We start from the raw sequence: 22,802 nt of genomic DNA, 5'->3' as shown, positions 1-22,802 counted from the left end.
GCGCCCCAGTGGCGAAGCCCTTGATCAGCGTCAAGGCGTACGAAAGTGGGCGGACATCACGTCCGCCCACGAAGTGGTACATCTGGCTTCAGGCGCGATCAGCGCTGCTGGCCACCGCGGTTGTTGCCGCCGCCGCGTTCCTGCTGTTGCTGCCCGCCGCCCTGGTTGCCGCCCTGGTTTCCACCCCCGCGGCTGTTCTGGCCGCCTTCGCGGCCGATGTCCGCCATGTGCTGGCGATCCTGGCTCACCGCTTCGCCACCCTTGCGGCCGGCTTCGCGTGCTTCTTCCGAGCTGAATTCATGGGCGTTGCCTGATTCGTGCGCGGCACGTCCACCCTTGGCGGCGATCTCGCGCTGCTTGTCCTCGTCCATCGAAGCGAAACCGCGGTTGCTGTTGCCCTGGTTCTGGTTCTGGTTGGCCATGGAAAGTCTCCCTGGGTTGAGCCGCCCGACTGGCGGCAGGGACCATCTTCCAGATCCGGCGCTAGACCGCGGTGGCATGACCGCCAACGTGGCGTCATCCGGAAGCCCACGATTCCTCATCCGGTCTCCACGAAACGTGGTGCACGCGCGGGTGCGCCGCAGGCGCGCCCGCCGCGCTCGATCACGTGTCAAAGCAATGCGGCGGGCCCGCGCCTCAACTCGACGCAGCCTCTACGCCGGCCTCACTGCACATACGACCCGCGTCGCTAAGGTAGAGCTGTCTGCGACAACCGGTGGTGCCATGCCTTTTCGTGCGATTGCCTATGTGAGTGAAGCGTCCCCAAGCCTGACCGAAGAGCGGCTGCAACGGCTTGTGGCCGAAGCGGTGCAGTTCAACGAATCCGTCGATGTCACCGGCACGTTGCTTTTCGACGGCTCGCGCTTCCTGCAGTATCTGGAGGGCCCGGAGGCCGGGATCAATGCGGCGTACACGCGCATTCTCGCGGCCGGCAGCCACAGTGGGATCGTCGAGCTGAACCGGGGCAGGGTGGGGCGGCGGCAGTTTCCGCACTGGCGAATGCGCAGCGTGCGGGTGGATGAGCTCGCGCTGGGAAAGATCGCCATCTCTGACTGGACCGGCTTCGTGCGCAGCGCCTTGGCGCTCGACTCCGGAAACAGCGCACTGGATCGTCTGCTGTCGGTCTCGCAGTTGCACACGGATGCAGGTGCGGGAGAGACCCTGGAACCGTACGGGCAGCTGGTACGATGACGGCGGCGGCCGCCCCGCGTGCATCCGCTCCACTGCGTGTCGGCTGTGCGGGCTGGTCGCTGCCGCGCGCGGATCAGGAAGCGTTCGGCGCGGGCGACACCGCGCTGCAGCGCTACGCCACACGCCTGCCGATGGTGGAGATCAACTCATCCTTCTATCGACCGCACCAGGCCAGGACCTATGCGCGATGGGCGGCGAGCGTGCCGGAGGGCTTCCGGTTCGCGGTGAAATTGCCGCGAGAGATCAGCCATGAGCGTCGGCTGCGCGACGCAATGCAACCGCTCGAGCGGTTCCTTGAAGGCGTGCTGGAGCTGGGTGAAAAGCTCGGGCCGTTACTGCTGCAGTTGCCGCCGAGCCTGGTGTACGACACGGCCACGGCCATAGCATTCCTGCGGGGCCTGCGCGCGCGCACCCAGGCCGATGTGGCGTGCGAGCCGCGCCACCCGAGTTGGTTCACGCCGGAAGTGGATGCGCTTCTGAGCGCGCATGGCGTGGCACGGGTTGCCGCGGATCCGGCACGTGTGCCGGCGGCAGCGACGCCCGGCGGTGACCGCGCGTGGAGCTACTGGCGCTGGCACGGCCAGCCGCAGATCTATCGCAGTGCCTACGGCGAACCCACCCTTGCCCACCTTGCGCGGCAACTGCTGGCCGAGGCCGAGGCGAAACGACCCGCCTGGTTCGTACTGGACAACACCGCACTGGGTCACGCCACCGGCAACGCCCTGCACCTGCAGGCGCTGCTGCAGGAGAAGGAACATGCCTGAAGGCCCTTCGATCGTCCTGCTGCGCGAAGCAGCCAGCCACTTCAAGGGGCACGTGGTCCGCGCCGTCTCCGGGAACAGCCGGGTCGACCTGTCGCCGCTGCAGGGCCGAAGGGTCAAGGCGGTCCGCAGCTGGGGCAAGCACTTCCTGCTGGAATTCAGCCGCCACACTCTGCGCATCCATCTGATGATGTTCGGCAGCTGGCGCATCGACGAACGTAAGCCAACCCCGCCGCGTGTATCCCTGCGGTTCGACAATGGCGAGCTGAACTTCTATGCGTGTTCCGTGCGGCTGATCGACGAGCCGTTGGACGAGGTCTACGATTGGCGCGCGGACGTGATGAACGATGCTTGGGATCCGAAGCTGGCCCGGCGCAAGCTGAAGGCAATGCCGGACGTCATGGTCTGTGATGCGCTTCTGGACCAGACGGTCTTTGCCGGCGTGGGCAACATCATCAAGAACGAGGTGCTGTTCCGTACAGGCGTGCACCCCGCCACGCGGCTGGGCGACCTGCCACCGCGCAAGCTCACCGCGCTGATCACGCAGGCCCGCGCCTACAGCTTTGATTTCCTGCAGTGGAAGCGCCGTTTCGAGTTGAAGAAGCACTGGCAGGTACACACGCGCAGGGTCTGCCCGGCATGCGGCGGCCCGATCAGCAAGCTGTACATGGGCACCACCCGGCGGCGCACGTTCTTCTGCCCGAACGACCAGGTGCTGTACGAACCCTGAGGCCGCCGTCCATGGCGGCCGGCTTCGGGGCGCGTCGATCAGGCGGCTTGTGCTGCCTTGGCATTGCCGCCGCCCTTGGCCAGCAGGGTGAGCTTCTCGTCGGTAGCCTTCTCTTCCTCAAGCGTCTCCAGCAGCAGCGGAAGGGCGTCCTTGTAGCCCAGCTGCTTGGCCAGCGCGGCGATGGTGCCGTAGGACGCGATCTCGTAATGCTCGACTTTCTGCGCGCCGCCGATCAGGGCGGCATCGCGCACAGGGCCCTTGTCGATGCTGTCGATCACTTCCTTGCCTTCCTCCACCAGACCTTCCATCGCCGCGCACTTGATGCGCTTCAGCCGGATGCCGAGAACCTCCACCACCTGGTCGATGCGCTCGATCTGGCCCTGGGTTTCTTCCAGGTGCGTTTCAAACGCTGTGGCCAGGTCAGGGTTCTCGGCCGCACGGGCCAGGCGCGGGAGGGCCTTGGTCAGCTGCTTTTCGGCGCTGTAGATATCCGAGAGTTCGTGGATGAACAGGTCTTCCGCTGTCTTGATAGCCATGCTGGGCTCCGCTGTGAGTGGAGCGCTCAGAGTAGGTCCCGCCCGGTTGCGATCAGGCGGGGGCCAGGTGAAGGCGGCATGTGAACGCCAAAGCGAACCCTGCGCGTTGTCTTCACGAGGTGGCGTCTGTCGCCCGCCTGCCGCAGTCCCGATCCCAGCAGGCCTTCGCCATCGCTTCACGGTGGCATCGCCTGGTGCCCATGGGCCGGCCGGTACGGTCACTTCACGCCCGATCACGCGTGGAGACTCCCATGAGCGATGACAAAAAGAACACCGGCAGCCCGGACCGGGATCGTATCAACGTCAACGAAGACTATGAACTGCAGTACTGGACCACCGCACTGGGTGTGTCAGCCGAGGAACTTCGGGCTGCGGTCGCCGAGGTCGGGCCCACCGCCGCTGCTGTACGCAAGCACCTGGGAAAGTAGCGCGGAGCTGCCCATGTCACTGGTCGAGTACCGCCGCAAGCGTCGTTTTGACCAGACCAGGGAGCCCGAACCGGGCAAGGCGCTGCCAAAAGGCCAACGCGCCATTTTCGTGGTGCAGTTGCATCATGCCAGCCGCAGGCACTACGACTTCCGTCTGCAGGTGGGTGACGCGCTGAAGAGCTGGGCCGTTCCCAAGGGCCCCAGCTACGACCCGAAGGTCAAGCGCATGGCGGTGGAGGTGGAGGATCATCCCGTCGACTACGCAGCATTTGAAGGCGAGATTCCCAAAGGCCAGTATGGCGGCGGACATGTCGCCCAGTTCGACCACGGTGTGTGGGCCACGCAGGGTGACCCGGAAGCCCAGCTCGCCAAGGGCCATCTACGCTTCGAGCTGTTCGGCGCCAAGCTCAAGGGTGGATGGCATCTGGTCCGTTCCGGCAAGCCTGCGCGCCAGCCACAGTGGCTGCTGTTCAAGGACGACGATGAATTTGCCAGCGATATCGAGGCAGACGATCTGCTGGCGGATGTCGCTGTAGCGCCCCCGGAGGACCTGAAGCGTGCCGGGGCAGGAAAGACCGCGAAGAAGAAACTCACGGTCGTACCGCCCAAACGCACCCGACGAAAGAACTGGGCGAAGAAGGCCCTGGCGCTCAGCAAGGCGAAAAAGGCGGCAGCGCCGTCCGGACCGTTTGAGCCGCAGTTGGCCAAGCTGGGCGACGCGCCGCCCCAGGGCGGGCAGTGGGTGCATGAGATCAAATGGGATGGGTACCGCATCCTTGCTACGGTGGCTGAGGGCAACGTGCAGCTGTGGTCGCGGAACGCACTGGAATGGACCGGCAAGCTGCCTGAAATACGTGACGCGATCGCGGCACTGGGCCTTACTTCGGCGGCACTGGACGGTGAGCTCATCGCCGGCGCCGGCACCAAGGAAGACTTCAACCTGCTGCAGGCCACGCTCTCCGGCGAGCGGCAGGGCGTCCTGACGTACGCATTGTTCGATCTGCTGCATCTTGATGGCGTGGACATCGCCGATGCGCCCTTGCTGGAACGCAAAGCCCTGCTGCACTCCGTGCTGGAGGGGCAGGGCAGGCCATTGGCGTTCAGTTCGCATGTGCAGGGGGATGGCGACGAGGCCTATCGCCTGGCCGGTGAGCAGCACTTCGAAGGCATCATTTCCAAGCGCGCCGATCGCAGCTACCACAGCGGCCGCAGTGAGGATTGGCGCAAGACCAAACAGCTGGCCAGCGACGAGTTCGCGGTGGTCGGATACACCGCGCCGAAGGGCAGCCGCACCGGGTTCGGCTCGCTGCTGCTGGCGCGGCCAGACCCGAAACATGGCTGGCTCTACGTCGGCCGCGTCGGGTCCGGGTTCTCGGACGAACTGATCGGCGAAGTCAGCAGGCGCATCGAAGGCGGCGGCGGCCGCAAGCCGACGGCGCACGTGCCCACCCAGGACACCGACCTTCGCGCCGCGACCTGGTTCGCACCGCGTTTCGTTGTGGAGGTCTTCTATCGCGGGATTGGCGGGCAGAAGCTGTTGCGCCAGGCATCGCTGAAGGCGGTACGGGCGGACAAGGACATCGCCGATCTCGAAGATTCCGATCGCGCCGGAAAGGCCCCGGCTGCGGGTGGCACGCATGCACCCTCGCGACCCGGGCGCAGGGCGAAAAAATCACCCGCTACCGGCCGCACACCGCCCGCGCTTTCGTCCCCCGGCAAGATCCTGTTTCCTGGCGATGGCTACACCAAGCAGGAGGTATGGGACTACTACGCAGCAGTGATGGAGCACCTCCTGCCCGAGGTGGCTGATCGCCCGCTGTCGATCATCCGATGCCCCAGTGGCACCGCAAAACCCTGCTTCTTCCAGAAACACCACACAGCCGGGCTGGAACTGGTCGATCCGGTAAGGCTGAAGGAAGAAAGCGGTATAAACGCCCATTACCTGGTGGTGCGTGACGCGGCCAGCCTGCTTGAACTGGTGCAGTTCAACGCGTTGGAGTTCCACCCCTGGGGCAGCCACGCCGAAGCGCCCGACAAGGCCGACCGCGTGGTGTTCGACCTGGATCCAGGACCGGACGTACCCTTTGCCGAGGTCAAGAAAGCGGCAACCGACATCCGGAAACTGCTGGCGCAGCTGGAGCTGGAATCGTTCCTGCGTGTATCCGGTGGCAAGGGCCTGCACGTGGTCGTGCCGCTCAATCCGGGATGCGACTGGGACCTGACCAGGCGCTTTGCGAAGGGTTTCGCCGATGCGCTGGCGCAATCCGAGCCCCAGCGATTCCTGGCAACGGCCACCAAAAGCCTCCGCAACAAGCGGATCTTCGTGGACTATCTGCGCAATGGGCGCGGTGCGACGGCGGTTGCGTCCTACTCGCTGCGGGCCAGGCCGGGGGCACCGGTAGCACTGCCGATCGCCTGGGGCGATCTGACGAAACTCAAGCGCGCAGACGCGTTCACGATCAAGGACGTGCCAGCAAAGCTGAAACGGCAGCGCAAAGACCCTTGGGCCGGTATCGGGAAAGTGAAACAGAATCTTGCGCGATGGGCGCAGGCAGACCCGTAGCCCGCGCCTACGCGTCGGATCCCTGGGCGCTGCCGGGCAGGACATGATCGCATTCGACCAGCCGCGCGTTGCTGACCGTCTGGCGCGAAGGACAAGCGCCGCACACCAGCGTCGTTCCACCGGGCACCGCCCCCAACGCGTCCCCCGACAACTGTGTAATCCCGCCGCAGGTGTTGCAGCGCACGCGAATGGACCTGACGCGCTCAATACCCTGCACGCCGGAAACAGCGTCCAGCTCCAGAACATGGAAAAGGCCGGTATTGGGCATGGGGCGCTCCCGAGTCATCTGGCCCAAGCGTAAACGATCCATGGCATGGGGGGTGTAGGCGTCCTGCATGCCGTTTGTCAGCTGGAACCCAACTGATTCACAAAATGCACATGATGGGAACAACTGCGGGGCGCAGGTGGCCTATCCTACGGCCACGGAATCTGGGGGGATTCGCTACAGGAGCAGTTAATGCCGATCAGGGCAGTCGCATACGTCAGCGAAGCGGGCCCAGCCGTTGCTGGTGATCCGTTCGGCCTGGGCAGCGGAAAGCTCGACGATCTGGTCGATGATGCCGCCCGCTTCAACCGCAGTGCCGGCGTCACCGGCGTCCTGCTGTTCGACGGCAGCCGCTTCCTGCAGTACATGGAGGGGCCCGAAGACGGCTTGAGGGTGGCGTATTCGCGGGTGGTGGGCGCCTCCAGCCATACCGGGCTCATCGAGCTGCAGCGCGGCAGGGTGGGCAACCGGCGGCTCCCGTTCTGGCCGATGCGCTGGCTGCCCACCCAACCCGAGCAGTTGAAGCTGCTTGCCCGCGCGGACTGGTCAGGGTTCGCCCAGCACAGCGGTGACGATGTGCCAACCGAGACGGCGATGGATATCCTGGCCAGGTTGGTCGAACCCTACGCGGTCGCGGCGTGATCCACCGGCCTAGCGGCCTCCATAGCGCGCCGCCCATGGAATCTCTCCGCTGCACACGTTGAGGTGCCCGGTGCGCATCACGCAATACAGCCGGGCCTCCGGGTCTGCACTGGCAGCAATGTAGTCCAGTGCCTCGGCAAGCATGCAGACGAACTGCTGCTCGGGGTAGAACGCTGCCCAGGCCGGCAGCAGTTCGTCCAGTTGCGCGATCATCAGATCGATTTCCAGGTGCGTGCTCACTGCCTGATCCTCCTTCCAGCACGTTAGCGACCACGCTGCAAGCAGAGAGTTGCGGTTCGCAGAGGCGACACAGGCATGTAGTCCACGCAACGCTCACCTGGTCTTGACCATGGCCTTGATCGTGGCAGCGCGTGAGCATCATCTGCACGGCCACGCCACCCTCGTTTCACCCGGCAAGGCGTATCAGAGAGGCCTCCCAGCTGAAGCTGCAAGGATCCCTTTCATGTCCGAACCGTTTCCGCGCGCCAGCTTATGGTCAGCTGACACCGAGTCGCATTGCTTCCGCCCCCTTGCCGGCACGACGCGCGCGGACGTGCTGGTGGTGGGCGCCGGCATGACCGGCCTGCTGACAGCGGCCCGCCTGGCGGATAGCGGCCTGGATGTGCTGGTGGTCGATGCAGGGCCCATCGGCGGGCGCAATACGGTGATGTCCACGGGCAATCTTTACGGGCCCGTCTCCCGGCTGGCAGAACTGGTCTCGCGCTGGGGCGGCGACACGGCCAGTCGTATCGTCCAGTGGCGGCAGCAGGCGCTGCGCGCCATCGAAACGCTGGTTCATCGCTACGATCTGCGTTGCGGCTTCGAACGCGTGGCCATGCAGTACGGCATGCAGGAGCGCACGCGCGAGGTGACGACGCGATTCGAGCGTGAACTTCAGGCCTATCAGCGCGTCGGCCTGCAGTGCGAACACCGGCAGTCCGGACTGCCGTTCGCATTGGGCCACGCCTTCCGCGTTCCCGATCAGGCGCAGTTGGATCCTGCGGCGTTCTGCAGGCAACTGGCACGTCATCTGGCAGGTCGCGTGCGCATCCACGACTGGACCCGGATCAACCGCATCGAGGCATCCGCCGGCGTTGCGACAGCCGATGGCGCCCGCATACAGGCCAGGCAGTTCGTGCTGGCTACGCATTCGCCCGCAGGCTTCAACCTGGTGCAGGCCGAGATGGAGGTGTACCGCGAGTACGGGGTGGCGGTGCCGGTTGCCAACCCACCTGCGGCAGGCATTCACTGGATCGCCGACCGGCACCGCTCATTGCGCGGGGTGCACGGCGCTGATGGCCGCGACTGGCTTGTGCTGGTTGGCGAAACACACCGCACCGGCGAAACGCCAGCGGTGGATCCGGCCCAGCATCTGCTAGCCGACGCGCGCCGCAACTTCAACGTGCAGCGCGAGCCGCTGTGCTGGTCGGCGCAGCAATTCCGGCCCGCCGACCAGCTGCCCTACATCGGCAGCAGCGCCCACGATAATGTGTGGGTCGCTACCGGCTATGGGCCGGACGGTTTGACCTGGGCGGGCGTGGCCGCGTGCGCGATCACCGAGGGAATCATGGGCACGACCAGCGAGATCGAGCAGTTGCTCAGCCCCATGCGCTTCACCCCGGTGCGCTCGGCGGCCGGCTGGGCCCGCACCAACGCCACGGTGGCGCGGCACATGGTGGGAGATCGCCTTGCCACGGCGCCGTCGCACTCACCCAGTGAGCTCGCCCGTGGTTGCGGCGCACTGCTGGACGTGGACGGAAAGCGCACTGCGGTCTACCGCGACGAGGGCGGGCGCCTGCACATGATGTCGGCGCTCTGCCCGCACCTGAAGTGCGTTGTCCAATGGAATGGCCATGAGCGCACCTGGGACTGCCCCTGCCACGGCAGCCGCTTTTCCGCCACCGGAGCGCTGCTGGAAGGCCCTGCCAGACAGGGCCTCACACCAGAACAGCTGTAGGCGCAGGCATCCACCTCAGGCTTCGGCGGCTGCATCCGCATCGCAGGGCATGCAGCGCTCCTTCTTGGACTTGATGTCTGCAGCGGTCTTCGCCAGTGCCTCGTAACGCTGGCGTATCTCTTCAAGATGGGCCGGCTCCATCGACTCCAGGTTCAACAACTCCTGGTTGGCGTCCTTGCTCACCCGGATCAGTTCATCCAGCTTGATGTGCAGCGCAGCGGTATCAGCGTTCTGCGTATGCTGGATCAGGAACACCATCAGGAAGGTCACGATGGTGGTTCCTGTATTCACCACCAGCTGCCACGTGTCATTGAAGTGGAAGGCCGGCCCGCTGGCAGCCCAGGTGATGATCACCCCCAGCGCTGCGACGAATGCCCCCAGGCTGCCAGACAATCGCGCCGTCGCCGCCGCGACACGGGCGAAACCGCGCCGGATCACTGGTCACCTCCCGCGGCCTCCTCATCCGTGTGGCGGTCCGGCAGTTTAACCCGCTCCCCGAGGCGCTTGGCCTGCTCGTCCGGCGTGGGCGCAGCGACGAAGGGGGAGATCGGGTCACTGGCGGGGAAGGTTTCCTGCAGCGCTTCGTCATGATTGCGGCGGTTGTGCAGCGTCGCCTGCAGCGGACTGACAGGATCGGGGCGCTGCGCCTCCGTGTCCGGATGGGGAAGGTCTTTCTGGTCGCGTTGCATGGTGCATCTCCAGGTTGATCACCACCTCGCAGGTGGCGGGCCCAGCATAGGAATGCACTGTGAGCGGCCTCATCAAGGGCGGGGCAACGTGGCGTCAATCCTTCAGGCAACGCGCGTTAACAATCAGCAGGGTGGGGGAGCCCGGCGTCGGCCACGGCGGCGCCAGGCCATCACCTGGCCGACCACCGCCGTCAACAGCAGCATCGCATTGGTCACCACGAAGACCGTGCTGCCCAGCATCGCGCTGTAGACAGTAAACAGCGCAGACGCGGTCATCTGGCCCGCGAACAGCCATTTGGATACGGCTTCCGGGTGGGACGACTGCCACTGCTTCACCATCTGCCGGATCAGGGTTGCCATCAGCACCGCCGTGGCGGCCCAGCCAAGTACGTCGGGGTGCATGAGGGCCTCCGATGTGTGGGCACCCCACGCTAGCCCCTGGCTGGGCAACGCCGTACGAAGGGAAGGTGAAGACGGCATCCCACCTCCGGCGCCCTCGCGCCATTCACTCCGCAGCAGCGACAATGCCCCCTCGGGCGCACCATGCGCGAGCCGCCCACCGATTGCAGGAATGCTGAGATGTCCAACACCCCCTTTGGCGAGTCGTCATGTGCTACCGCAGCCAGCGGCTGCATCGAAGTCCGTGGTGCGCGCGAGCACAACCTGAAGAATGTCGATGTCTCCATTCCGCGCAATGCACTGGTGGTGTTCTCCGGCGTGTCGGGATCCGGCAAGTCCTCGTTGGCCTTCGGCACGGTTTTCGCCGAGGCGCAGCGGCGCTACTTCGAATCCGTCGCACCCTATGCGCGCCGCCTGATCGACCAGGCGGGCGTGCCCGATGTGGATGCCATCGACGGGCTGCCCCCGGCGGTCGCCCTGCAGCAGCAGCGCGGCGCCAGCAATGCGCGCTCCTCGGTGGGCAGCGTGACCACGCTGTCCAGCCTGGTGCGCATGATGTTTTCGCGGGCGGGAGCCTACCCGGCCCACCAGCCCATGCTGTACGCCGAAGACTTCTCGCCCAACACCCCACAGGGCGCCTGCAGCACCTGCCATGGCCTGGGGTATGTCTACGAAGTGACTGAAGCACTGATGGTTCCGGACCCGTCGCTGAGCATCCGCGAGCGCGCCATCGCGTCCTGGCCACCGGCATGGCATGGCCAGAACCTGCGCGACATCCTGGTCACGCTGGGCTACGACATCGATGTGCCGTGGAAGAAGCTGCCGAAGAAGGACCGTGAGTGGATCCTGTTCACCGAGGAGACGCCCACCGTGCCGGTCTATGCCGGCTTCACGCCGGCCGAGACCCGTACCGCACTCAAGCGCAAGCAGGAGCCCAGCTACATGGGCACGTACACCGGCGCACGCCGCTACGTGCTGCACACCTTTGCCAACACCCAGAGCGCCCTGATGCGCAAGCGTGTGTCGCGCTACATGGAAGGCAAGCTGTGCCCGGCCTGCCACGGAAAGCGCCTGAAACCGGAGGCGCTTTCGGTCACCTTTGCCGGTGTGGATATCGGCGAGTTCATGCGGCTGCCGTTGGACCAGCTGGCGGCGTTGCTCGAGCCCATCGCGCGGGGCGACTTCAGTGCACACAGCCACGGCGCGCGTTCCAGCAGGCGTGCAACGCCCCGCGATCGCGCCAAGCGGGCAGCAAGTGGCCGCGCGACCCACGAAGGCGCACCCGACGTGCGCCTGACCTCAGCCTTGTCTGAGGAAAAGCGCCTGGCGGCACAACGTCTGGCGGGCGGGGTCATGGCGCGTGTACGGCAACTGCGCGAGCTCGGCCTGGGCTATCTATCACTTGATCGCGCCACGCCCACGCTGTCGGCCGGCGAACTGCAGCGCCTGCGGCTGGCCACGCAGCTCAGCTCGTTGCTGTTTGGCGTGCTGTACGTGCTCGACGAACCCTCGGCCGGCCTGCATCCGGCCGACAGCCAGGCGCTGTACGACGCACTGGAACGGCTGCGCGACGGCGGTAACTCGGTGTTCGTTGTTGAACATGATCTGGAGCTGATGCGCCGCGCGCAGTGGCTGGTCGATGTGGGCCCGCAGGCAGGGGAGCATGGCGGACGCGTTCTCTACAGTGGCGAGCCCGATGGCTTGCGCGACGTTCAGGATTCGCGCACGGCGCAGTACCTGTTCGACCAGGTGCCTGCGCCCGCCAGTCGGCAGCGCAGTGTCATCAGCTGGCTGGAGCTGAAGGGTATCCATCGCCATAACCTGCAGGGCGTGGACGCGCAGGTGCCGCTGGGGCTTCTGACCGCAGTGACCGGTATTTCCGGATCGGGCAAGTCCAGCCTGATGGCACAAGCGCTGCCCGAGCTGATACTGCTGCACCTGGGGCATGAGCCGGTGGACGACAGCGCCGACAGCACGCCCGCGGATGGGCCGACCGTGATCGAAGCCACGCGGGGCCAGCTGGCCGGCGACGTGGACGCCATCCAGCGCGTGGTGCAGGTAGACCAGAAGCCCATCGGCCGCACGCCACGATCCAATCTGGCCACCTACACCGGCCTGTTCGATCACGTGCGCAAGCTCTTCGCCGCGACACCCGACGCGCGCCGCCGCCGATTCGACGCGGGCCGCTTTTCGTTCAACGTGGCCAAGGGCCGATGCGAAACCTGCGAAGGCGAGGGCTTCGTCAGCGTCGAACTTCTGTTCATGCCGAGCGTCTATGCGCCGTGCCCCACCTGCCATGGCGCCCGCTACAACGAGGCCACCCTGAAGGTGCTGTGGAATGGTCGCACCATCGCCGAGGTCCTGCAGATGACGGTGGACCAGGCGCAGGCGTTCTTCGCCGAAGAAGACGCCATTGCCCGCCCGCTGCAGTTGCTGCAGGAAATCGGTCTGGGCTACCTGCGGCTGGGCCAGCCGGCCACCGAGCTTTCAGGCGGTGAGGCACAGCGCATCAAGCTGGCGACCGAGCTGCAGCGCAGCCAGCGCGGACGCACGCTGTATGTGCTGGATGAGCCCACCACCGGCCTTCATGCATCGGACGCGGACAGGTTGCTGGCGCAGCTGCAACGGCTGGTGGAGGCTGGCAACACCGTGGTGATGATCGAGCACGATATGCGTTCTGTCGCACAGGCGGACTGGGTGATTGATGTCGGGCCAGGTGCAGGCGGCGCGGGTGGCACCATCGTGGCGAAGGGCACGCCGCAACAGGTGGCCCGCGCCAAGGGAAGCAGGACTGCGCCGTTCCTTGCGCGCGAGCTGGGGCAGGCCAGCTGACGCCATCTCATCTGGGGCTGGACGCATTCTGTTGTACTGTGGGAGTACTCGCAGCGCCCATCAGCGAGAGGATGGTCAGGTGAACGCTTCCATGCTCCCAAGAATCGTCGGCTTCGATGTCCCGTTGTTGCATGAGCGTGTAGACGCATCCACCGACGAAGCCATCACCGCGCTGCTGGATCTGGCGCCGGGCGCTCGCTGGACAGAGATGTTCCTCATCAAGTGCAGGGCACTGGCGTCCCAGCTCCAGCTGGCGGATGTTCGCATTGAAGGCGCCAGGATCTACTTCTACGGATCCATCAGCGATTCTCGTGGACTTGCCGACGCGGTGATGTCCATTGTCCACGTACTGAATGATGAGTTGATGCGCGAGCGGAATCACGCAGCCAGCCGCGCCTAGGCGCAGCCAAGCAGGGACCAGCACCGATCGGCAATCTCCGCTGCGCCAGGATGGCCGCGCAGGCTCGATCGCTTCGCAAGCCTGCCCTGCAGATCGTCGATCCATGCCGACCGTGTGCCATGCGGATCTCTCACATAGATATCGCAGGCAAGCCGGATAACGGGCGCCACTTCATATCGGAAGCTCATCGCGGGCAGGGCGCCCAGGTTGAACGCGATTTTCCAGTGGGCCAGCTCGCGCTCGACGTCGACAACGTGCTTGCTTCTTCCATGGATCATGGCGTTACCCCTTTTCGAAACTCCACTGTACACGCTTGTTGCTGCGGGCCTGTTCATGACCCTTGTTCATATGGGACGCGTCCCCGTACGTTCCCGTAACGGCGACACGCCCACAGTCAATCGGCAGCAGACTTGCTGCGGCGGAGAATCGAAATGAACAGCGTCCCCGAACAGAACAGGAATGACCGCTCCAACGCGTCCGCTGAAGCAGAACAGCCTGCACAGCAGGGGCAGGGCGAGGGGGGCGAACCCGGCGGAGAGGAGCCCGGCAAGCAAGGACAGCAACAGCAGCAGGACAACAAGGATCGCGAGAGCCCGAAGCCAGCGGATGAAAAGAAGGGCGGTCTCGGCGGCGATACCCGCCGCTGAGGAACAGGAGGAGCCGCGCGCCGCGCGGCTGCTTCCGCAGCAGACAGGGAGCGTGCATGTCCGCACAAAGCCAGGCGATCAGCCTGATGACCAAGATCATGTACCAGTGTCGCCCGGAGAAAACCACAACAATGGCGCAATGCCGTTGCTGCCACGCGCCCAGCCCTGGCGGGATGGAGTGCGCACGGTGCCTGACCGGCAGGCTCGGCGATACGATTCACAATCGTGGTGCAGCGTTCGGCTGGCTGGAATCGTTCCGCAGGGTCCAGCAGGACGAAGCACACGTATTCGAATGCGCAAAGCGCGCCGATGTGGCATCTCCCTAGGCGTCGCATCCGGACCTGACATCGCGCAGGCGTATGCTCGAGTCATTCAGGAGCAACGCGATGACTTTTCCGATCTGCATCTACGATAGAACGGGCACAGGGCTCCGGCTGCCTGCGGGATGGTGGATCGACCTTCAGTCCGATCTGCCTGCACTGGTGAAGGGTGCCGCGCGCATTGACCTTCCGCGATCTTCAAAAGACGAGCATCCACGATTGGATCCTGAGGTTCTCACGGATCTCTTCCGGCGCATTGGAGGCTCTCAGTGGCTAGGTTGAATCCAGCCCATTCCCTGGGAGTGCGCTGGCTGTTCTTTCGCCTTCGCAACGGGCAGTCCATCAGTCCGGCCAGGCTGATGTCTGTCTGGTCCGAGGCGGCGGAATCCAACGACTGCGCCGTGCGCCGTGAAATCATCGACGGCGCCGGCTATGTCTACGCCTTGTATGCGCCCAACAGCCTGCTTTCACCCAGGCGCGTGGAGCTGCGCATGAGAGCGCTGCTGGAGGAGGCCGGCTACGCCTTCACGATGGGCAGCCTGGCGGGGCGGCACCCGGGCGACGGCTGAGGCGCGGCGCTGAGGCGCCGGCCGAAGAGTCCATGACAGCCGCTCTCATTCGGGGACACCAGGCTCCAGTGGTTCGTGAGGCGCGGGATCGAAGAGCGCCAGCATCCGCTCACGCCGGCACTGTTCGAGCCAGTGGTGCCATATCTCCACCTCGTCCATCAGCCCCGTGGCACCGCACGCTGGGCACGTGAGCGTCGTACCCGATGGACTCGTCTTGATGCCCTCGTCCTGAGTCATTGATGAGCGCAAGCCGCAGCTCTTGCAGGTGGATCGCAACTGATCGAGGCGAACGATGGCGCCATTGCGCGCAAGAAGGGGCTGGATCGCATGGATCCGGAAGGCATTGGGAGGGTGCATGGCCGTGTCGTCTTGGGCTGGACACGGGAGCAAAGGATTCTGCGCCGGAGAAGAGCCGTGAGGGCGCAGTGTCCTCCGTTGGAGGTTAACCCTTCATCAAAGTGCGGAACACGCTCCATCGTTGGCCTGAAATCCTACGCCCGCAATCGTGCACTGACGCGGCACCCGGCGCTTCTCCGGTGCCAGCCCTGCTTCTGGGAAGGAAGGGCTCTGCCATCACAACAGAGCCCCGGTCACTCACTTTTCCTGCAGGAACGCCAGCAGATCCTGGTTGACCTTGTCCTTGTGGGTGTCGGTCAGGCCGTGCGGCGCACCCGGGTAGACAATCAGCCTGGCGCCCTTGATGAGCCTTGCCGATTGGCGGCCTGAGATATCGATCGGCACGATCTGGTCGTCGTCGCCGTGGATGACCAGGGTGGGCACATCAAACTTCTTCAGGTCCGCGCGGAAATCGGTGGCGGAGAACGCAGCGATCGAATCGTAGGTGTTCTTGTGGCCGCCCTGCATGCCCTGCGCCCACCACGCATCGATCAGCCCCTGCGAGACCTTCGCGCCCGGACGGTTGAAGCCGTAGAACGGGCCCGACGGAATGTCCTTGTACAGCTGCGCGCGGTTATCCATCTGCGCCTTGCGGATGCCATCGAACACTTCAATCGGCAGGCCGTTCGGGTTGTCGGCGGTCTTCAGCATGAACGGCGGTACCGAGCTGATCAGCACGGCCTTCTTCACCCGCCCCGTGCCATGCCGGCCAATGTAGCGCGCCACTTCGCCGCCACCGGTGGAGAAGCCCACCAGGGTGACATCGTGCAGGTCCAGCGTATTGATCACCGTGGCCAGGTCATCGGCGTAATGATCCATGTCATTGCCGTCCCACGGCTGGCTGGAGCGACCGTGGCCACGACGGTCATGCGCGATGACACGGTAGCCATGATCGGCCAGGAAGATCATCTGGGATTCCCAGCTGTCCGAGTTCAACGGCCAGCCGTGGCTGAAGGTCACGACCGGGCCGTCCTTCGGGCCCCAGTCCTTGTAGTACAGCTGCACGCCATCGGCGGTGGTGATGTAGCTGGCGGTGCGCGCGATGCTGGTGACTGCCGCCGGCGTGGCCGGTTCGGCGGCCTGCGCGGACAGGCCGGCCTGGACCGAGAGAGCGAGGGCGGCAACGGCCAGGGCACGGGTGAAGGTGTTCATGCGGGGAACTCTCATGGGTGGGTGGTGAGACGTACTTTGCGCCCGCGATCAGGCGCCAGGGATATGACAAGTCCGAATTTCTTGATAGATCGTCCTGAGTGCACGGATCCACAGTGGGGTCGACTGGATGATCATCCGAAGCTGCCCGACCTGGGCCTGCGCGCTACCGAACGAGCCAGAGGTGCTTGCAATGGTGGCATTGCAGCCGGTTCCGCATTGCTTCCCGGAACGCAACATGACGTACCCCTTCACGGCGCTACCGCACCTGCGGCGTACTGCCTAGGCTGATCCCACACGGCACCTGCCGTGTTCCGGGCCCATTGCCCGCGCAGTGGCCCGTCTTCCCATGAACTCCGCAGCGCTGGCCTGCCAGGCAACCGTGCCCTGGCAATGTCACTGCCTGCGCCATGGGCAAGCGCCCGGATTCGTTCGCGCCAGCCTTGCATTGCTGCCCGCCAAATGGCTCTTCGTGGAGATCCCTCATGTTCAGTATGGAAAACACCGCCGCGCCCATTGCCCCCGCCCTCGATGAACTGGTGCCCTCGCGCTACGCCCTGAAAGTGGGCGACGTCGAAGTGCTGGTGATCAGCGATGGCGTCCTGCCGTTGCCCACCCAGATGCTCGGCCACAACGTACCGGCGGCCGCCCGTGCCGAATGGTTCGAAGAGATGTACCTGCCGCAGGATGCCTTCGACTGGGCATTGAACGTGATGGTGGTGCACAGCGGGGATCGCACCATTCTCATCGATGCCGGCCTGGGCATGGACCCGGACCTGCAGCTGCCGCGCGCCGGCCAGCTGATCCGTCGCCTTGGTGCTGCCGGTATCAACCTGGGCGAAATCACCGATGTGGTGATCACCCACATGCACATGGACCACGTCGGCGGGCTGCTGGTTGAAGGTGTGAAGGAACAGCTGCGCCCGGACCTGAAGATCCACGTGGCCGCAGCGGAGGTGGAGTTCTGGAAGTCGCCGGACTTCAGCCGCACCAACATGCCGCAGGGTTTCCCCGATGCGCTACGCGCCACGGCCAAGCACTTCTGGGCCGAGTACAGCAGCTATGTGCATACCTTCCAGGACGAACAGCAGATCGCGCCGGGCGTAACGGCCCGCCGTACCGGTGGGCATACCCCGGGCCACTGCGTAGTGCGCGTAGCGTCCGCGGGGCAGGCCCTGACCTTTGCCGGTGACGCGGTGTTTGCGGTCGGCTTCGACCAACCGAACTGGCACAACGGTTTTGAGCACGACCCGGAGGAATCCGCACGCGTACGCATCGCTCTGCTGAAGGAACTGGCCGGCACCGGCGAAATGCTGGTGGCCACGCATCTTCCGTTCCCGTCAGTGGGCCGGGTGTCGCTGGAGGGCGAGACGTTCCGCTGGGTGCCGGTGTTCTGGGACTTCTGATCGGATCCTGCGGATACAGCGCAAGCAGGGGTTTTCGACGGGGCGCATCGGCGCCCCGCTCGAATCCCGCAAGGACGAGGCCGACAACGGACGCCATCCACACCTGGCGTGAAACTACTGGATGGCGGTAGGGCGAGCCAACCGCTGCAGCTTGTGCGGGTTGCGCTGCACCAGGATCTGCGTGATCCGTTCGCCATCGGTCTCGAAGGCCATCGCCGCCTCCAGCACGCCATCGAAATAGCGCAGCAGTCCCAACCGTCCGTTGAGCATGGCCGGTACCATCCGCAATTGCGCGCTGCGCCGCAGGTGCGGGGCATACAGCAGCTGGGCAATGCGTGTGCCGCCGAGCAAAGGCCCGGGAAAGCTGGTGACGATACCGCCGCCGTCACCCACCAGCTCGGCCGATTCGGCCATCAACGCCTTCATCGTGCGGAAATCTCCACTGGATGCAGCCTCGGCGAAGCGGCGCAGCAGTTTCTGGTGCACGTCCTGCGGGACGTTGTAGCGCGGGCGCTCCTGCCTGAGCTGCTGGCGTGCGCGATGCACGATCTGCCGGCAAGCGGCTTCCGTCTTGTCCAGTGTGCGCGCGACCACCGCATAATCCTGATCGAACACATCGTGCAGCAGGAAAGCCGCACGCGCATCCGGGGCCAACCGTTCCAGCACACTGAGGAAGGCGACCGACAGATCGCTGGCGGTTTCCAGCACGTACTCGGGCGTGGCGGCGTCATCGGTCAGCAGCGGCTCGGGCAACCACATGCCCACATAGTGTTCGCGCGCATGCCGGGCCAGGCGCAGGCCATCAATGGCGCGACGGGTGGTGGCCGCCACCAGCCAGGCTTCCGGATTCTCGATCTGTGACTGGTCGGCGCCATGCCAGCGAAGCCAGACATCCTGCACCACGTCTTCGGCTTCGTGCGAAGACCCAAGCATGCGGTAGGCCACGCCGAACAGGCGTGGGCGGAGGCGTGAGAACAGCGCAGTGGAATCGTCCATGCCAGCGTAGACGGGACAGGTCCCCGGATTGTGACACCCGGGAACCTGTCGTTGGTGCCAGCGCCGGACGTGCGATCAGTGCGGCGGCAGCACCGCCGGTTTGCCGATGTCCTTGATCAGGAACACCACGAACTTCGCCGGCTCGGTAGCGCTGGCGTTGCGGCCTACGGTGTGCAGATCGGACGGGCCTTCATGGAAGGCCTCGCCCGGGCCAAGGGTGACCTCCTTGCCGCCGGCCACACCCATCACGATCCGTCCTTCCAGGACGTAGACGAAGCCATGGGCATCGTGGCGGTGGACAGGATCGGCGCCACCCGGCGGGTACTCCACGGTAAGGATCAGCGCTTCCTTGCCGGGCTGCTCCGGCAGGGCGCGGGTCATCACCTCGCGCACCAAGGGCTGGGGCGCAGGAGAGGGCGGGGTGGCGGCAGCGCCGCACAGTGGCAGCAGCGCAAACAGGACCAGAACAGAGCGACGCATGGCAGGTCTCCAAAGCGGTGGAGGAGGGCCGCTGCATGGGGCAGCGGCGGAAGGGTCAGGCCAGGCCGGCCTTGTCCAGGCCAAAGGCCGTATCCAGGGTGCCGGGCGTGGTACGGAAGGCGACATTGGCACGGTTCCAGGCGTTGATCGCCATCACCGCGTGGGTGAGGTCGACCATTTCCTGATCGGACAGCGGGCCGCGCACGCGCGCGTACAGCTCGTCGGGCACCCCCTGCGCCGGCAGCTGGGTCAGTACTTCGGTCCAGGCCAGGCAGGCGCGCTCGCGCGGGCTGAACAGCGTTGATTCACGCCATGCCGCCAGGTGATGCAGGCGCAGCGGGCGCTCACCACGCAGGGTGGCCTCCTTCACGTGCATGTCCAGGCAGAAGCCACAGCCGTTGAGCTGCGATGCACGGATGTTGACCAGATCGATGATGGCCCCTTCGATCGAGGCGGTGTGGGCGGCATGCGAGTACACGCCGAGCTTCTTGAACAGTTCGGGGGATTGCGCGGCGTAATCCAGGCGTGCGGTCATGGTGTGTTCCTGTAGCGTGTGAAGGGCACAGCGAGGCTAGGCCTGCATTCGCAACGCCGGTAGGCGGGGGCCGGGCCGCACGCTGTTGCATGAAAAACACCAATGTCCTGTCACAGCGGCCGATGCTCGGCCGTCTGCCGGGCATGGACACCTCATCGCACCTGCGCACCGCATCGCGCCCTGCCAGCGAACAGGTCTGGCAGGCCTTCCTCGCCGCATTGCGCGAACTGCCGCCCGACGCACGCGCGATCCTGCTGTTGCACGACGTGCTGGGCGCCGGATTCGAGGACATCGTGCCCCTGCTGGGGCTCGACCCTTCCACGTGCAGGCAACGGTTGGCGGCGGCGCGGAGCCACCTGCACGCACAACGTGCCCGCCTGGAGCCAGGCCACCCATGAATGCCGCAACGCCCCGCGCGGCCAGTGACGGCCACGATGCGCTCAATGCGTCCTTCTCCACCAGCTACGCCGGTGTGCTGGCCTTCATTGCAGTGGCGTCCGAGGGCAGTTTCGCGCGCGCGGCCGACCGCCTCGGCATCGGCCGCTCGGCCGTCAGCCGCAGCGTGCAGAAGCTGGAAAGCCAGCTGGGCGTGCGGTTGTTCCTGCGCACCACGCGCTCGACCACGCTCACCCGGGAAGGCGAGCTGTTCCTGGAGGGCTGCAACCCGGGCGTGACCTGCATCCTGCAGGCGCTGGAGGAAATGCGCGACCTGCGCGAGGGTCCGCCGCGCGGGCACCTGCGCATCAGTGCCAGCCACGGCTTCGGCCGGCGGGTGATCGCCCCCTTGCTGGCCGCATTCCGCGCCGAGTACCCGCAGGTCTCTGTAGAACTGCTGCTGGACGAGCAGGCCCCCGACCTGGCAGGTGACCGCATCGACGTGGCATTTCGCGACGGCCTGCTGGAAGACAGCCAGGTGATCGCCAAGCAGCTGGTGCCGATGCAGCTGGTCGTATGTGTTTCACCAGCGTACGTGCAGGCGTACGGTCTACCGGTATCGGTGGATGCGCTGTCCACACATGCCTGCATCGGGCGGCGCCTGCCGGGCGGACGCATGCAGCCCTGGGAATTCCGTGTCGACGGTGCCGAAGTGCACCTGCAGCCGCCGGCCGCACTGGTGTTCAATGATGCCGACCTGGTCCTGCAGGCCGTCATCGACGGGCTCGGAATCGCCCAGCTGCCCAGCTATCAGGTGCGTGAAGCGCTGTGGGCGGGCAGGGTGGTGACCTGCCTGGATCGGCATGCGCCGCTCGATCGCGGCCACTACCTGTGCTACCTCAGCCGCCGCCAGCTGCCCAAGCGCGTGCGGGCCTTCATCGACTTCAGCACGCAGCGGGTGCGCGCGCTCGAGCTGGATGTGATCTCGCACTGGGAAGCGCGCCAGCAGGCCACCCCTCTGAACCCAGGCGCACGGCCTGGCTGGGCCTGAGCGTATTGGTGCGTGCCGGGCAACAGTGCGCGGCCCGCCATGGACCTACTGCCTCGCGCCCGCGCTACCTACGATGCCTGCGCCCGGCCACATCCGGTAGCCCTTCTACATTCCAGGAGACATGCAATGAAGTTCCTCGTCATCGGTGGTACCGGCCGCATCGGCAGCAAGGTGGTGGAACGCCTGCGCGTAGCCGGGCATGAGATCGTGGTGGCAGCACCCTCGACCGGGGTGGATGTGCTGACCGGTGAAGGTCTGGATGCCGCCATGGACGGCGTCGACGTGGTGGTGGACCTGGCCAACTCGCCCTCGTTCGAAGATGCGGCAGTGCTTTCGTTCTTCGTGACCGCTGGCCACAACATACTTGCGGCCGCTATCCGTGCCGGCGTACATCACCACGTTGCGCTTTCCGTCGTAGGCACCGACATGCTGGCAGCCAGTGGCTATTTCCGCGGCAAGATCGCCCAGGAGCGCCTGATCCGCGACTCGGGCCTGCCGTACACCATCATCCATTCCACGCAGTTCTTCGAGTTCCTGCCGGGCATCATCCAGTCCGCCGGCGATGGGGAGACCCTGCGGCTGCCGGCCGCCGACGTGCAGCCGATTGCCGCCGAGGATGTTGCCGAAGCGGTGGCACGCATCGCGCAGCAGCCGCCGGCCAATGGCGTGCTGGAAATCGCCGGGCCGCAGCGTAGCGCGATGGCGGATCTGGCCAGGCAGTATCTGCAACTGACGGGTGATTCCCGGCAGGTCGTTGCGGATGCCCAGGCGCTGTACTTCGGCGCGCCGCTGCAGATCGACACGCTGGTGCCGGTCGGACACGCGTGGCTGGGGCAGGTCGATTTCGACGCCTGGCTGCAGCAGTCCGGCCTGTTGCAGCGGCAGCCTGCCTGAGCGGCGAATCGATCGCCTGCCGCAGCTGCGCTTGATGGAGCCGCGCAATGACCGAGCTGAAGCCTCCTTCGCCCGCCATGCTGGACCGTTACCAGGGCGACGACGTGAAGCCGCTGTATACCGGCCGCGTGCGGGTGAGCGGTGGCCAGGCCCAGCACGGGCGGGCGTCCGGCGTCGTGCGGTCGGACGACGGTGCACTGGCGGTGGACCTGCGCCTGCCGCCGGAACTCGGCGGGCCTGGCGGCGGCGCCAATCCCGAGCAGCTGCTGGCCGCAAGCTACGCTGGCTGCTTCCACGGTGCCATGGTGCTGGTGGCCGCGCGTGCCGGCCTGCTGCTGCACAACCCCAGCATCGAAGTGGCGGTCACCTTCGCCCGTGATCCGGCAGATGGGCTGTACCTGCTGTCGGCCGAGATCGTGGTACATCTTCCCGGCATGGATGAGAACCTGGCCTGCGAACTCGTTCGCAACACCGAACGCGTCTGCCCATACGCCAAGATGTTCCATCGCGGCGTCAGCCATGTGGTGCATGTTCGGGTCGGCCCGCAGGCTCCGCCTCTGTAGAATCGAGCCATGCTCGACTCCGGGAAGG

General features: G+C 65.6%; 29 protein-coding genes. 17 read left to right on the top strand and 12 right to left on the bottom strand.

Annotation, left to right across the window (positions count from 1 at the left end; all coding sequences use genetic code 11):
- Positions 1–98: 98 nt before the first annotated feature.
- A complete protein-coding gene (locus Q9Q79_RS10510) occupies positions 99–422 on the bottom strand; it encodes a KGG domain-containing protein (protein ID WP_005409695.1) in 324 nt (107 codons plus the stop codon).
- 301 nt (positions 423–723) lie between these two features.
- Here Q9Q79_RS10510 and Q9Q79_RS10505 point away from each other — a divergent pair, with 301 nt between their 5' ends.
- From Q9Q79_RS10505 to Q9Q79_RS10495, 3 genes are read left to right on the top strand one after another with little or no spacing between them, the layout of a single operon-like run.
- On the top strand, positions 724–1,191 hold the full coding sequence (locus Q9Q79_RS10505) for a BLUF domain-containing protein (RefSeq protein ID WP_005409694.1): 468 nt from the start codon (positions 724–726) through the stop codon (positions 1,189–1,191).
- Complete coding sequence (locus Q9Q79_RS10500) at positions 1,188–1,955, top strand: DUF72 domain-containing protein (protein WP_005409693.1); 768 nt, start codon at positions 1,188–1,190, stop codon at positions 1,953–1,955. Before Q9Q79_RS10505 ends, Q9Q79_RS10500 begins: the two co-directional genes overlap by 4 nt.
- The gene (locus Q9Q79_RS10495; protein ID WP_005409692.1) at positions 1,948–2,682 is read left to right on the top strand and encodes a DNA-formamidopyrimidine glycosylase family protein; all 735 of its coding nucleotides are present in this window, start codon (positions 1,948–1,950) and stop codon (positions 2,680–2,682) included. Before Q9Q79_RS10500 ends, Q9Q79_RS10495 begins: the two co-directional genes overlap by 8 nt.
- 38 nt (positions 2,683–2,720) lie before the next feature.
- Here Q9Q79_RS10495 and Q9Q79_RS10490 read toward each other — a convergent pair whose 3' ends face one another.
- A complete protein-coding gene (locus tag Q9Q79_RS10490; RefSeq protein WP_005409691.1) occupies positions 2,721–3,218 on the bottom strand; it encodes a DUF892 family protein in 498 nt (165 codons plus the stop codon).
- Between the two features lie 251 nt (positions 3,219–3,469).
- On the opposite strand from Q9Q79_RS10490, the gene Q9Q79_RS10485 reads away from it, so the two are divergent.
- Positions 3,470–3,646, top strand: coding sequence for a DUF3606 domain-containing protein (locus Q9Q79_RS10485; RefSeq protein WP_076739996.1), 177 nt, complete (start codon positions 3,470–3,472; stop codon positions 3,644–3,646).
- A gap of 13 nt (positions 3,647–3,659) precedes the next feature.
- Positions 3,660–6,209, top strand: coding sequence for a DNA ligase D (gene ligD / locus Q9Q79_RS10480; RefSeq protein ID WP_076739995.1), 2,550 nt, complete (start codon positions 3,660–3,662; stop codon positions 6,207–6,209).
- A gap of 7 nt (positions 6,210–6,216) precedes the next feature.
- Here ligD and Q9Q79_RS10475 read toward each other — a convergent pair whose 3' ends face one another.
- Complete coding sequence (locus Q9Q79_RS10475; protein ID WP_224482002.1) at positions 6,217–6,477, bottom strand: hypothetical protein; 261 nt, start codon at positions 6,475–6,477, stop codon at positions 6,217–6,219.
- 189 nt (positions 6,478–6,666) lie between these two features.
- On the opposite strand from Q9Q79_RS10475, the gene Q9Q79_RS10470 reads away from it, so the two are divergent.
- Positions 6,667–7,116, top strand: a complete 450-nt coding sequence (locus Q9Q79_RS10470; protein ID WP_049396014.1) for a BLUF domain-containing protein — start codon at positions 6,667–6,669, stop codon at positions 7,114–7,116.
- A 9-nt stretch (positions 7,117–7,125) separates the two neighbouring features.
- On the opposite strand, the gene Q9Q79_RS10465 is transcribed toward Q9Q79_RS10470, so the two are convergent.
- Complete coding sequence (locus tag Q9Q79_RS10465) at positions 7,126–7,356, bottom strand: hypothetical protein (RefSeq protein ID WP_049396015.1); 231 nt, start codon at positions 7,354–7,356, stop codon at positions 7,126–7,128.
- Positions 7,357–7,579: 223 nt separating this feature from the next.
- Here Q9Q79_RS10465 and Q9Q79_RS10460 point away from each other — a divergent pair, with 223 nt between their 5' ends.
- Positions 7,580–9,073 (top strand): FAD-dependent oxidoreductase, encoded by a 1,494-nt coding sequence (locus Q9Q79_RS10460; RefSeq protein WP_065183584.1) that lies wholly within the window; start codon positions 7,580–7,582, stop codon positions 9,071–9,073.
- A gap of 15 nt (positions 9,074–9,088) precedes the next feature.
- On the opposite strand, the gene Q9Q79_RS10455 is transcribed toward Q9Q79_RS10460, so the two are convergent.
- The 3 genes from Q9Q79_RS10455 to Q9Q79_RS10445 form a co-directional block, all read right to left on the bottom strand.
- Complete coding sequence (locus Q9Q79_RS10455; RefSeq protein ID WP_019336571.1) at positions 9,089–9,511, bottom strand: low affinity iron permease family protein; 423 nt, start codon at positions 9,509–9,511, stop codon at positions 9,089–9,091.
- A complete protein-coding gene (locus tag Q9Q79_RS10450; RefSeq protein WP_043395782.1) occupies positions 9,508–9,762 on the bottom strand; it encodes a hypothetical protein in 255 nt (84 codons plus the stop codon). Before Q9Q79_RS10450 ends, Q9Q79_RS10455 begins: the two co-directional genes overlap by 4 nt.
- 123 nt (positions 9,763–9,885) lie before the next feature.
- The gene (locus Q9Q79_RS10445) at positions 9,886–10,164 is read right to left on the bottom strand and encodes a hypothetical protein (RefSeq protein WP_049396017.1); all 279 of its coding nucleotides are present in this window, start codon (positions 10,162–10,164) and stop codon (positions 9,886–9,888) included.
- 177 nt (positions 10,165–10,341) lie between these two features.
- Between Q9Q79_RS10445 and Q9Q79_RS10440 the strand changes: the two genes are divergently transcribed.
- Positions 10,342–12,993, top strand: a complete 2,652-nt coding sequence (locus tag Q9Q79_RS10440) for an excinuclease ABC subunit UvrA (RefSeq protein ID WP_076739993.1) — start codon at positions 10,342–10,344, stop codon at positions 12,991–12,993.
- Positions 12,994–13,072: 79 nt separating this feature from the next.
- On the top strand, positions 13,073–13,393 hold the full coding sequence (locus Q9Q79_RS10435) for a hypothetical protein (RefSeq protein WP_019336574.1): 321 nt from the start codon (positions 13,073–13,075) through the stop codon (positions 13,391–13,393).
- Here the strand turns inward: Q9Q79_RS10435 and Q9Q79_RS10430 are convergent.
- The gene (locus Q9Q79_RS10430; protein WP_236672534.1) at positions 13,390–13,728 is read right to left on the bottom strand and encodes a hypothetical protein; all 339 of its coding nucleotides are present in this window, start codon (positions 13,726–13,728) and stop codon (positions 13,390–13,392) included. The genes Q9Q79_RS10435 and Q9Q79_RS10430 overlap by 4 nt on opposite strands.
- Before the next feature lie 96 nt (positions 13,729–13,824).
- On the opposite strand from Q9Q79_RS10430, the gene Q9Q79_RS10425 reads away from it, so the two are divergent.
- The 3 genes from Q9Q79_RS10425 to Q9Q79_RS10415 all read left to right on the top strand — a co-directional run bounded on the left by Q9Q79_RS10425 (position 13,825) and on the right by Q9Q79_RS10415 (position 14,929).
- Positions 13,825–14,040: a hypothetical protein gene (locus Q9Q79_RS10425; RefSeq protein WP_044570206.1), complete on the top strand. Its 216-nt coding sequence runs from the start codon at positions 13,825–13,827 to the stop codon at positions 14,038–14,040.
- 56 nt (positions 14,041–14,096) lie between these two features.
- Positions 14,097–14,366 (top strand): hypothetical protein, encoded by a 270-nt coding sequence (locus Q9Q79_RS10420; protein ID WP_012480276.1) that lies wholly within the window; start codon positions 14,097–14,099, stop codon positions 14,364–14,366.
- A gap of 263 nt (positions 14,367–14,629) precedes the next feature.
- Positions 14,630–14,929, top strand: coding sequence for a hypothetical protein (locus Q9Q79_RS10415; RefSeq protein WP_012480275.1), 300 nt, complete (start codon positions 14,630–14,632; stop codon positions 14,927–14,929).
- A gap of 594 nt (positions 14,930–15,523) precedes the next feature.
- Here Q9Q79_RS10415 and Q9Q79_RS10410 read toward each other — a convergent pair.
- On the bottom strand, positions 15,524–16,477 hold the full coding sequence (locus tag Q9Q79_RS10410; RefSeq protein ID WP_012480274.1) for an alpha/beta hydrolase: 954 nt from the start codon (positions 16,475–16,477) through the stop codon (positions 15,524–15,526).
- A 482-nt stretch (positions 16,478–16,959) separates the two neighbouring features.
- On the opposite strand from Q9Q79_RS10410, the gene Q9Q79_RS10405 reads away from it, so the two are divergent.
- A complete protein-coding gene (locus Q9Q79_RS10405; protein WP_012480273.1) occupies positions 16,960–17,880 on the top strand; it encodes an MBL fold metallo-hydrolase in 921 nt (306 codons plus the stop codon).
- A gap of 114 nt (positions 17,881–17,994) precedes the next feature.
- On the opposite strand, the gene Q9Q79_RS10400 is transcribed toward Q9Q79_RS10405, so the two are convergent.
- The 3 genes from Q9Q79_RS10400 to Q9Q79_RS10390 form a co-directional block, all read right to left on the bottom strand.
- Entirely contained in the window at positions 17,995–18,876 is an 882-nt protein-coding gene (locus Q9Q79_RS10400; protein WP_012480272.1) for an RNA polymerase sigma-70 factor, read from the bottom strand.
- 75 nt (positions 18,877–18,951) lie between these two features.
- Positions 18,952–19,356 carry a cupin domain-containing protein gene (locus tag Q9Q79_RS10395; protein ID WP_012480271.1) on the bottom strand — a complete coding sequence of 135 codons (405 nt, stop codon included), beginning with the start codon at positions 19,354–19,356 and terminating at the stop codon, positions 18,952–18,954.
- 55 nt (positions 19,357–19,411) lie between these two features.
- Complete coding sequence (locus Q9Q79_RS10390) at positions 19,412–19,891, bottom strand: carboxymuconolactone decarboxylase family protein (protein ID WP_012480270.1); 480 nt, start codon at positions 19,889–19,891, stop codon at positions 19,412–19,414.
- Between the two features lie 89 nt (positions 19,892–19,980).
- Between Q9Q79_RS10390 and Q9Q79_RS10385 the strand changes: the two genes are divergently transcribed.
- The 4 genes from Q9Q79_RS10385 to Q9Q79_RS10370 all read left to right on the top strand — a co-directional run bounded on the left by Q9Q79_RS10385 (position 19,981) and on the right by Q9Q79_RS10370 (position 22,774).
- The gene (locus Q9Q79_RS10385; protein WP_012480269.1) at positions 19,981–20,289 is read left to right on the top strand and encodes a sigma factor-like helix-turn-helix DNA-binding protein; all 309 of its coding nucleotides are present in this window, start codon (positions 19,981–19,983) and stop codon (positions 20,287–20,289) included.
- Entirely contained in the window at positions 20,286–21,317 is a 1,032-nt protein-coding gene (locus Q9Q79_RS10380) for a LysR family transcriptional regulator (protein ID WP_012480268.1), read from the top strand. Before Q9Q79_RS10385 ends, Q9Q79_RS10380 begins: the two co-directional genes overlap by 4 nt.
- Before the next feature lie 126 nt (positions 21,318–21,443).
- Positions 21,444–22,211, top strand: a complete 768-nt coding sequence (locus Q9Q79_RS10375) for an SDR family oxidoreductase (protein WP_012480267.1) — start codon at positions 21,444–21,446, stop codon at positions 22,209–22,211.
- A 47-nt stretch (positions 22,212–22,258) separates the two neighbouring features.
- Positions 22,259–22,774 carry an Ohr family peroxiredoxin gene (locus Q9Q79_RS10370; RefSeq protein ID WP_012480266.1) on the top strand — a complete coding sequence of 172 codons (516 nt, stop codon included), beginning with the start codon at positions 22,259–22,261 and terminating at the stop codon, positions 22,772–22,774.
- The last annotated feature ends 28 nt before the right edge of the window (positions 22,775–22,802 follow it).

Source organism: Stenotrophomonas sp. a6, assembly GCF_030913325.1.
Lineage (GTDB): Bacteria > Pseudomonadota > Gammaproteobacteria > Xanthomonadales > Xanthomonadaceae > Stenotrophomonas > Stenotrophomonas maltophilia.
The sequence above is the reverse complement of the archived record's forward strand: the minus strand, read 5'-3'. Positions and strand labels throughout refer to the sequence as shown.